The organism is Rhodococcus erythropolis NBRC 15567 (genome assembly GCF_001552595.1).
GTDB classification, from domain to species: Bacteria; Actinomycetota; Actinomycetes; order Mycobacteriales; family Mycobacteriaceae; genus Rhodococcus_F; species Rhodococcus_F erythropolis.
The window spans coordinates 116,901-127,107 of the sequence record NZ_BCRM01000023.1; the positions used below are offsets into that span (position 1 = coordinate 116,901).

Annotated in this window: 6 protein-coding genes; 3 read left to right on the forward strand and 3 right to left on the reverse strand. The window is 61.7% G+C overall.

Annotated elements, in window-relative coordinates; translation table 11 throughout:
• The first annotated feature begins 7 nt into the window (after positions 1-7).
• On the forward strand, positions 8-289 hold the full coding sequence (locus tag RE4_RS24085; RefSeq protein ID WP_060939491.1) for a hypothetical protein: 282 nt from the start codon (positions 8-10) through the stop codon (positions 287-289).
• Positions 290-358: 69 nt separating this feature from the next.
• On the opposite strand, the gene RE4_RS24090 is transcribed toward RE4_RS24085, so the two are convergent.
• Together RE4_RS24090 and RE4_RS24095 are read right to left on the reverse strand one after the other, a co-directional pair.
• Positions 359-5,842: an ATP-binding protein gene (locus RE4_RS24090; protein ID WP_060939496.1), complete on the reverse strand. Its 5,484-nt coding sequence runs from the start codon at positions 5,840-5,842 to the stop codon at positions 359-361.
• A 508-nt stretch (positions 5,843-6,350) separates the two neighbouring features.
• Entirely contained in the window at positions 6,351-7,121 is a 771-nt protein-coding gene (locus RE4_RS24095; RefSeq protein WP_238077093.1) for a hypothetical protein, read from the reverse strand.
• A gap of 216 nt (positions 7,122-7,337) precedes the next feature.
• Here RE4_RS24095 and RE4_RS24100 point away from each other — a divergent pair, with 216 nt between their 5' ends.
• Complete coding sequence (locus RE4_RS24100) at positions 7,338-8,069, forward strand: GNAT family N-acetyltransferase (protein ID WP_029255775.1); 732 nt, start codon at positions 7,338-7,340, stop codon at positions 8,067-8,069.
• 53 nt (positions 8,070-8,122) lie between these two features.
• Positions 8,123-9,097, forward strand: coding sequence for a sigma-70 family RNA polymerase sigma factor (locus RE4_RS24105; protein WP_020970164.1), 975 nt, complete (start codon positions 8,123-8,125; stop codon positions 9,095-9,097).
• A 72-nt stretch (positions 9,098-9,169) separates the two neighbouring features.
• Here the strand turns inward: RE4_RS24105 and RE4_RS24110 are convergent, their stop codons facing one another.
• Entirely contained in the window at positions 9,170-9,580 is a 411-nt protein-coding gene (locus tag RE4_RS24110; protein WP_003945103.1) for a VOC family protein, read from the reverse strand.
• Positions 9,581-10,207: the final 627 nt, after the last annotated feature.

Genomic DNA, 10,207 nt, shown 5'->3' on the forward strand with positions numbered 1-10,207 from the left:
TCGTGACATGTCCCAGAACACCGTCGACCACACGAACCCCGTCGACCACCGCGCGGTAGTCGAATCCGTCCGTTCGGCCCGGACCTTCGAATTGGAGTTGCCGATCGTCGGTGCCATTCCGGCTCCGAGACCCGAGCAGATCGCCTATTTTGCGGTGATGGGACTGATGGTTGCGTTCGAGATCATCGAGTGGCCCGTGGCAGTCACCATCGCGGCGGGGCATCTGCTCGCAACAGAGCAGCACAATCACGTCCTCGAAGAGATCGGAGAGGCGCTCGAGGGCGTCTGAAGCCGGCGCGGTCCGGACACAAATCGAGCGGCCCCGCATTTCGCGGGACCGCTCGACGTGCGGAGAAACTTACTGCGCGAGTGTGCGCTTCATGCCGCGTTCGACTGCTGCGATGATCTGCGGACGCAGTTCTGCGGCAGGGACGATCTCATCCACCGAGCCGACCTCTCGGGCCCGCTGGATGTTGTGGATCGCTTCGAATTCGGATGCCACTTCGCCGAGCTTGTCGGAGCGGACGGCGATGCGCTGAGCGTTCAGTTCGACGCGCAGGTGTGCTTTCTCCGTGTCGTCCTTGGCTGCTGCCAAGTCTGCTTCCAGTTGCTGCACCTTCGGGTCGTTGTTGGTGCGGGTGTTCACCTCACGGGTGAAGACCACTGCGGCGGCGGGGGCGCCGCCGAGTACCGAGGCGAACGAACCTTCGACAGCAAGAACTTCCATGTTGTCGTTGAGCGCACCGGAGAATACGACGAACGCGCCGCCGTGGTAGCGGGAAACGACGCAGAACACGATCGGTCCGTCGAAGTTGACGATGGCGCGGCCGATCTCGGCGCCGTACTCGAGCTGGATGTTGCGCAGTGACTCCGGTGAACCGTCGAAGCCGGACAGGTTGGCCAGTACCACGATCGGACGGTTGCCGCTCGCCGCATTGATCGCGCGGGCCGTCTTCTTCGACGAGTTCGGGAACAGCGTTCCCGACGTCCAGGTGTCGGGACCGTCGGCGGGGAAGTGACCCTTACGCGGGATCGCGCGGGATTCGATGCCCACGACTGTGACCGGATGTCCGGCGAGGTGCGCGTCCAGAACGACCGAGGTGTCGGCGCCGGCCATGTCGGCCCAACGCTCGAGAACCGAGTGGTCCTGGTCGACCACCGAACGCATCACGGTGCGAATGTCGAAGGGCTTCTTGCGATCCGGGTTCTTCGCCGAGGAGAAGATGTCGCCGACCGTCTCGAAGTCGCTCGACGGGTGGGTGTGCGGGAAGCTACGCACGTCGCGATCGATGGGGTCCGTCGTCGCTGCGCGACGCGGGAACCGTTCGCCGGGAGCGAGGTACGAGTGTGCGTAGTGACGGAACAGGATCTCGCACGCCGCAGTGAGGTCGGGGGCCCAGTACTGCGCCTGGCCGTTGGGGCCCATGACGCGGTCGTAACCACCGATACCGAAGTTGTCTTCGGCCGACACGCCACCGGAGTAGTCGAGAGACTGCTTGCCGGTCAGCACCATCGCGCTGTCCGGGGTCATCACCAGAATGCCCTTGGTGTGCATCAACATGGTGGCTTCGGCGTTCCAGTAGGGCTGAGCGCCGACGTTGATTCCCGTGACGACGATATTGATTTCGCCGCCGTTCTGGGTGAAGGTGATGATCCGGCGCAGGCCACGGGAGACCCAGTCCATGTTCTCGGTGCCGCTCTCCATCGAGATGGTGGCACCCGAGGACAGTGCAAACCACTCGACCGGAGCGTTCAACTTCTCGGCCAGGTCGATGGCAGCGACCACGCGTGAGCATTCGGCCTCGGCCACGGTACCGAGCGCCTTGGTGGGGTCACCGAAGAGCGCGACACGGGTCATTCCCTCGGGATAGCGCGGCGTCGGAGTGTTCACGAGGCCGACGACGATGCCGGCCTTGTTGAGTCCGTACGGACGCTCGACGGGCGAGAGGACGCCCGCTTCGTCGAAGTCGTGCTCGACGAAGGTGCCCTTGGTGCCGGTCAGGAGCGGAATCAGCTCGTACGGGTACACCGTGCCGCGTGCCCGCGAACTCTGGACCTTCTGGGCGTACGCGTCGAGGGGGAGCAGCGGTTCAGTGGGAGGCGTGGTCTTGTTGATGACCACACCGGCACCTGCGCGGTAGGAGAATCGCAGCGCAACTTCCTTGGGCGCGCCACCCTTTCGGTCCTTCAGGCGGGTGATGAGTGTGATCTCTTCTAGCCCGGCGCCGACGGTCAGTCGGGCTGCGTTCTGAGCGATCACGGAGAAGCGTTCGCTGGGAACGTCGGCGACCGGCCACACGTAGAGCACGACGCGGTTGGCTGCCAGTCGACGCTTGTCTCCGCGCTGGGACTGCGCACGGCGGATGCCGTCGAGGCACGCGGCAAGTGTGCGCTCGATGGCCGGAAGCGCAACCATCTGGCCTTCGTCGTCGAGCTGCGGTGTCACGTCACGGATTTCCGCGAGAGCGATCAGGCGCTCGTCCTTCGGGTTCTCCTTGGCGGAGAGGTGGAACAGGTAGGTGTTCTCCGGAGCCGGCAGACGCTTGCCGTTGAAGTTCTTCAGGCGCCACATGTCCAGACGCTGACCCGTGAGCGGATGCATGTCGCGGATGATGTTGTCCTCGACCAGTTCACCGTCGATCGGGCGGAAGGTGACCCAGCGGACCGGCTCCCCATTCGGATTGCAGATGATCACAGTCGCGCGGCGGGACCGGGTGATCGTCTCGTTGCGCGAGAGTTCGGTGCGCAGCGTCTCGACGAGCGTGTCGCCGTCGGCGGGCTGATTCGGCCAGTCGAGGTAGATGTCGACTACCAGGCCGCGACCGGATGGAGCATCCTGCGCGATTGTGGCGACATCGTCGAGAGCCGTTCCGAGAGCGTCGAATTCGGCCACCGTCGAGACCAGATGTAGCCCGTCGCCCTTGAGGTCGAAGTTACCGGTCACGAAACGGCGGTCGACGTGCTCGAAAACGCGGACGTCTTCGAAGGAGTGAATCTTGTAGTAGCGACGCGTGATGACCTCGAGCAGAGGGCCGCCATCGCGGTTGCCAAGGCCGATCTTTCGACCCAACAGGTCCAGGAGCGGTTCGGGAGTGGCGACGAGGTTGGCGATTCGCTCGTCGAAATCGGCAGCGTCCGGCTGCTCTTCGAGGTAGGCGAGGTTGCCGCGTACTCCGTCGTAGACGTCTTCGCGAACCTTGCGGATGCGCGGCTCGTCGAAGAACCGGAAGCGAAGGTTGCGGGCGACGTCGCCGATGACGGGGTAGCGGACCTGCGTCGCGACGATGAGTCGATCGAGAACCTCGTTGAGCTCCTGAGCCGAGCAACCTGGAGCCTTGTCGCCGACCAGCCAGCCTTCGAGAAGTGCTGCAATGACCGGGATCTGGGCTTCCATGCGCTGCAGAGCCAGGAAGAGTCGGTACACCGCTTCCTCGACGGCCTGGCGATCTTCCAGATCGGTGACGTCGTAGTGGCGAAGTGCCCGTTCGAGTCTCGTGCGGAACGACGCCGGCAAACCTTCGCGCTCGGAGTCGAGTGAGTGCAGGAAGGTGTGGAAGTGCTCGCGGGGGCTGTGGACGGATTCGTCCTTCGCGGACTCACCCGAGGTGGGCTTGTTGCGCGAGAGTTCGCAGATGTCGGCGAAGGTGGTCAGCACAGCCAGTTCGGCCTGTACCAGTTCGCGGTCCTCGGATGCGAGTGCGCTGCGAAGTGCGTCGTACTCGGCCAGAACAGCGTTTGCGTGCTTACCGCTGACGTCGTAGCCACTGATCATCGCGGTCAGTGCTTCGAGCTGTGCCAACGCGTCGTCGCGGGCGTCGGAACCGGAAGTTGCTGCCGGAAGATCGAATTGGACTCGCGGAGCCTTCTCCGTGACAGCTTCCTCGCTGACCTGGTCGACGCGCAGGAGCGGCGCGCCGGCATCGACCTGAGAGTTGACGGTAGCGAGAACTTCACGCACCTTGCCCGCGTACGGTGCGCGAACTGCGGTCTCCATCTTCATGGATTCGAGTACGACCAGGGTGGAGCCGGCTTCGACGTCGTCGCCGACCGCGACCGGTACAGCCACCACGACGGCGGGAGCCGGCGCGCGGACCACTCCGGCGTCGTCCTGGCTGATCTGGTGGCTGATGCCGTCGACCTCGACGAGATAGCGAGCCGGGCTCACGACGGAAACGACGTGGAAGCGCCGATCACCGATCACCAGCCGTGACTCGAAGTCGCCGAGACGATCGACGTCGACCTCGATGTCGCCGGCGTCTCCGTCGACGCGGTAGCGGTGCGGGCCGATACGCCCGACGGTCAGTTTGTATGCCTGACCTTGGTAGTTGAGCTCGACGGTACGGCCGATCGCGTGGTTGGCGCGGGGACGGCCGCCGCGTGCCGAGGCGAGGAAGGCTGCACGCTCGAGGGACTCCTCGGCGTCGTAAGCATCGATGGCGGTGGCGATCAGTGCGACGTCCGCGCGACGAGTGGTGCCGGTGAGGGCGCCCGTGCGGTCGAGCCAGCCGGTATCCGCGGATGCCGAGATGACCTCGTCGCGATCGAGTAGATCGAGGAGGAACGACTTGGTGGTGGTGCCGCCGTCGAGTACGACTGTGGTTTCACGAAGGGCGGTACGCAGGCGCGCAAGTGCCTCGGAGCGGTTGCGGCCCCAGGCGATGACCTTCGCGACCATCGAGTCGTAGTCGGGCGGAATGACGTCCCCGGCAGCGATGCCGGTGTCGACCCGGATGCCGGAGCCGAGCGGAAACTTGAGGAGCTGAACCGTGCCGGGTGCCGGCGCGAAATCGTTGTCCGCGTCCTCGGCGTTGAGACGGGCTTCGACGGCGTGGCCGAATGCGGGCGGGCAGTCACCGACCAATTCGTCACCACTGGCGACCAGAATCTGCAGTTTGACGAGGTCGATTCCGGTGGTGACCTCGGTGATCGGGTGCTCGACCTGCAGACGGGTGTTGACCTCGAGGAACGTGAAGAGCTTGTTCTCGGGCTGGTAGAGGTATTCGACCGTGCCTGCGCCCTGGTATCCGGCTGCCTTGACCAGTTCGGCGGACACCTTCTTGAGGTGGTCAGACTGTTCTTCGGTCAGGACGGGGGAAGAGGATTCTTCGATGACCTTCTGGTTGCGACGCTGAATCGAGCAGTCGCGAACGCCCGGAGCCCAGACATTGCCGTGGTTGTCGGCGATGACCTGTACCTCGACGTGGCGTGCATCGGTGACAAGGCGTTCGAGGAAGACGACGGGGTCGCCGAAGGACCGCTCTGCTTCGCCCTGCGTGCGCTCGAGTGCAACTTCGAGTTCGTCTTCGGCCCAGACTTTGCGGATACCGCGTCCACCGCCGCCGCTTCGGGCCTTGATGATCAGGGGGTATCCGATGGACTGAGCATGACGACGAGCGTCGGCGCGCGTTTCGACCGGTCCGCCGCTCCACGGGGCGACAGGTACGCCGACCTTCTCGGCCAGGATCTTGGCGGCAACCTTGTCGCCGAGCAGGCGCATCGCGTCGGCGCTCGGGCCGATGAACGTGATGCCCAGTTTCGCGACGATCTCGGCGAAGGCGGGATCCTCGGCCACGAAGCCCCAGCCGACCCAGACTGCGTCGGCCTTGGCTGCGAGGAGTGCTCGCTCGAGTTCGGCGTAGTCGAGATACGGGCTGCCGGTGCCGGTGCTGCGCAGGGTCACACCCTCGTCTGCCTGGCGGACGAACATGGCGCGGCGCTCGGCCTCGGTGTGCAGTGCAATGACGCGAATGCCGTAGTCGTGTTCGGCGTTCAGTTCGCGTACAGCCCTGATCAGCCGGACCGCGGCCTCACCTCGATTGACCACTGCGATTCGTTTGAACATTGTCACTGCCACCGTCCTTGATGAGATTCTTCGTCACGTACGTTGCGATATGAGCCGACCGTGTCCCACATACCCGGATTACCTGGTTCGTGAACTACGCCGCGATGCGCTGTGTTTCCCCCGGTTGCGCGTCGGCAAGTGATTGCCCTTCCGGTTCGTAGAGTCCCCTGCGCTCAGGCACGACGTGCCTTGTACGCCACCCTGCAGGCGTGGACTCAGAACCGCTCCAATCACGAATCAGCAACATATTGTGTCTGCTTCCAGGGAATCCCTGGTTTATCTAAGAATGCAGTATGTCGACGCTCATGTCACCTGGGCGAATTGAAGAATATTAGTCAACGTGAACCACGGTTACACTTATAGTGTTAAATCATTGCAGTGCAATGGAATTCGGCCCTGTGACGCGGATCACGATGGTAATGAAATCGGCAAGAAAGTGAATACTCGCTGGTAACAAAATCACGTATTCGGAGAATTCTCCCGATTGCTCGATTATTACTGATCGGTACTACTGGCGAGTATTTTCTATGTCCCCTCGGGCCGTATTCGAGAAATCGCCTTCGATGGTTGCAATGTGCTGTGCGATCGCGTCGAGTCCTGCGGGAGGGAGCTGCAATGCGTTGGCGAGAGCAAGCGAAGCCCGCTTGAAGTGCTCCACGAGTGGTTCGTACTTCGTGACCAGCCTCAGCCTGTCGGTCTCGCTCAGGTACTTCACGCTTCCCGCGTTGTCGACGAAGTCGCTGAACTTCACGAGGAACACTGCGGGATCCGCGATCGCGCGGATGACGTGATCCTGGTAGCCGGTGGTGTTGTCGTGCGGGTAGTCGATTGGATTGGTCACTGCCTCAACAAGTTCGGAGATTCTGTGGCCGAAGTGCGAGGCGATGAGTGTTGACGCACGTTCTTGCGCTTCGGATGCAGACATGTCGTCCGCAGTCCGGCCACCGAGGAGTGCGATGACGGCGTGTGGTCGGTCCTCGACCGTGTCGTGAAGCGCGGTTGCGCTCAGGATCTCGACATCGGAGCACCCGTACCGAAGCAGCCGCAACACATTTCGTAGGGGATGAACGATGTAGGGATCCTCGTTTGACTTGATCCCGTTCTTTCTGAACTGATCGAGGTGCGCGAGGGTCGCGACCTCCATGGCGAGCCGCAAGGTTTCACCCGGGAGAGCCATCTCGTCGACGGCGCTCTCGATCGCGAAGACCAGCGTCGCTGCGTCCATTTCCTTCAGAGGTAGCTGGTCGAATGCAGATCTGATCGGGTCGGAGTGGCTCATGGCGAACAGCCTTTCGTTTGGTGTAGATGTCGCGACGAAAGTCTTTGTGAGAATCTGCCCTCGAACCGTGGTCGTGACTGGGCGTGGGGCGGAAGTCAGAATCATCTTGATTCTATCCGGCGACTACGACAGCAAGTGTTCCTAGCGTTGTGATCGAGGTGGGCGGGGAGTTTCGGTCGCCTCCATCACTGGAAGACTTGGATAGGAAGAGGTTCGATGACCACGGAGGCGACCCTGGCGTCGTTTGTCGAGACTGTTGACACGGATGTCGACATCCATCCACTGGACGATCCTGTGCGACAAGGTCTTCGCGGACATCATGCGCAATTCGCTCGCTGGGCAGGGAGAGTTGCGCGATACGACCCGACAGTCGCTCCGTTTGTCGGTCATCCGCCCGAGTTGGACGCCGAAGACTGGGAGAACCTACGCACACTCGTAGGTCCAGGCGGCACAGTAGGTTTACGAGGATTTGATCATCAGCCGCCGGAAGGGTGGCGCGTTGTGGATCAGTTCGGCTCGGTGCAAATGGACGGTTCCGCACTCGAAGTCTCCGTTGATCCGTCGGTCGAACTTCTCGGAAGGGGCGACGTTCCCGAAATTCTGGCGTTGATCGAGCGCACCAAGCCCGGACCGTTTCTTCCTCGTACCGTCGAGATGGGGAGCTACTACGGCATTCGCGTCGACGGAAGACTTGTTGCCATGGCGGGGGAGCGGTTGCACCCTCCGGGATGGACGGAAATCAGTGCGGTGTGCACCGACAGCGACTTCCGAGGTCGAGGCCTGGGTACGACGCTGATCCGTGCCGTCGCTGCCGGGATTCGCGAACGCGGCGAGCTGCCGTTTCTCCATGCAGTGCAATCGAATACGAATGCAATCAGACTCTACGAATCACTGGGGTTCGTTCTTAGGAAGAGATCCCGGTTGACCGCGGTGCAGGCGCCGGCCTGATCGAATTCTCGCCGACGCCTGTGTTTCGGGCGCTCGGCCACTAGTCTGAACAAATGACAGTCGATCAGGCGTTGGACAGTGATTTCCTCACTCTTGCCGATCCGTACCGCCGCGAGTTGCTGGCGCACTGCTATCGCATGATGGGGTCGATTCACGACGCCGAAGACCAGGTCCAGGAGACGTTCATCCGGGCTTGGCGCGGGTTCGAAGGTTACAAAGGCCAGTCGTCGCTCAGGACCTGGCTCTATCGCATCGCGACGAATACGTGCCTGACCGCGCTGGAGGGGAGATCGAGGCGTCCACTCCCGACCGGCCTCGGTGCACCTAGTTCGGACCCGGCCGACGATTTGATCGAGCGCAACGAGATTGCCTGGTTGGAACCGATCGCGGATTCTGCGTTGGGCGACGTCAATGATCCCGCCGTCATGGTCGTCAATCGCGATTCGGTCAGGCTCGCGCTTGTTGCCGCGCTGCAGCACTTGTCCGCGCGCCAACGTGCGGTTCTGGTTCTGCGTGACGTTCTGCAGTGGAAGGCATCGGAAGTTGCGGAGGCGCTGGACACCACAACCACTGCGGTGAACAGCCTGCTGCAGCGGGCTCGCGCGCAGATCAATCACATCGGGCCCACTGAGGACGATCTCGTGGAACCGACTACCGAGGCTGCCCGGAAGTTGCTCCGCGACTACGTGCACAGCTTCGAAAGCTACGACGTCGAGGCAATCGTTGAGCTGTTCACGCGGGAAGCCATCTGGGAGATGCCTCCGTTCGAGGGTTGGTACCAGGGCCCCGAGGCAATCGGGCAGCTCATCGGAACCAAATGCCCGGCCGACGGACCAGGAGCGATGCGGCTGCTACCGACCGCCGCCAACGGCCAGCCGGCGTTCGGCCTCTATATGCGCGAGCCCGATGGGGTTCACCGTGCTTTCCAGTTGCACGTTCTCGATGTCACCGAGTCCGGGATCTCGCACGTGACGTGTTTCTTCGATCTGAGTCTGTTCGCACGGTTCGGATTGCCTGCAGAGCTGTAGGGGCAAGGAGTTGCGCGAGCCCTCCGGTATGGAGGGACCCGCGCGCCTACTCGTTACTGCTGTTGTTCTGCGTTACTGCTGGGGAACAGTCGCAGCCGGGTCCATCCACATGACCTCCCAGACGTGATTGTCGAGGTCGCGGAACGCGCGTCCGTACATGAAGCCGTGATCCTGGGGTTCCATCCACTTGCTACCGCCGGCAGCGATCGCCGCGTCGACGAAGGTGTCGACTTCCTCCCTGCTGTCGGCCGACACGCACATCAGTGCTTCTCGAGCTTTCGACGTGTCACAGATGTCGTCGGCGATGAAGTCCCCGAAACGGGGTTCGTTCAGGAACATGACCGTGGCGGAATCACTGACGATCATCGAGACAGTGTTCTCGTCACTGAACATGTCGTTGAACTCGAAGCCGAGGCCGCTGAAGAACGCCCGGGTAGCGGCGACGTCCTTGACCGGCATGTTGACGAAGAGAAGACGAGACATTGGGTGCTCCTTGAAGTCGATTGACTGATTACTGAACGCTTCGGTTCCTGTTGGTTCCTGCTCATACAGACCGCAGTGGGCGCGGAAAGTCATCGCGAGAGGCAAAAATTCGAGGAAACTATCGGCTGTTAACCCGCTTCAGTGCTCTGACCTGGCGATTTGGTGTTGTGTTGATCTTCGCGTAACTTTGTCCAGGTCAGAGCGACACGGACACCGACTCCCACCTGCGAGGGTGAGTGACACGAGGTTGTACGAAGTGCCTGGCGAACACAATCCAGTTTTTCTTCACGGGGTTCCGGTTTGCGCCGGTGACCTGGTTGGGATAAGCTGGAAAAGTTGCCCCGGAGCGGCGGCCATAGGGTCGTGGTGATGGTGTGTGCGTGTTCTTTGAGAACTCAACAGTGTGTCGATGAATGTCAGTGCCAAAATTTTTTTGGTACTTCACATGTCGGATGATGTTCCGGGCCTTCGGGTTTCGGTTCTGATGTTCGGGGTGTGAGTATTTTTCGTCGGTGATTGTTCATTCTTCCGTCTGAATGGTTGCCGACACATTTTTTGCTAGTTGAGTTTTTTTGCTAGTGATTTGACTCTTTTTGTCTATGACTGATTAGTGGGCTTGCCTGCGAA

Excerpts from the sequence above, each read along its gene's own strand:
- RE4_RS24085 (WP_060939491.1), top strand. The coding sequence starts at position 8 with ATGTCCCAGAACACCGTCGACCACACGAACCCCGTCGACCACCGCGCG.
- RE4_RS24090 (WP_060939496.1), bottom strand. The coding sequence starts at position 5,842 with ATGTTCAAACGAATCGCAGTGGTCAATCGAGGTGAGGCCGCGGTCCGG.
- RE4_RS24095 (WP_238077093.1), bottom strand. The coding sequence starts at position 7,121 with ATGAGCCACTCCGACCCGATCAGATCTGCATTCGACCAGCTACCTCTG.
- RE4_RS24100 (WP_029255775.1), top strand. The coding sequence starts at position 7,338 with ATGACCACGGAGGCGACCCTGGCGTCGTTTGTCGAGACTGTTGACACG.
- RE4_RS24105 (WP_020970164.1), top strand. The coding sequence starts at position 8,123 with ATGACAGTCGATCAGGCGTTGGACAGTGATTTCCTCACTCTTGCCGAT.
- RE4_RS24110 (WP_003945103.1), bottom strand. The coding sequence starts at position 9,580 with ATGTCTCGTCTTCTCTTCGTCAACATGCCGGTCAAGGACGTCGCCGCT.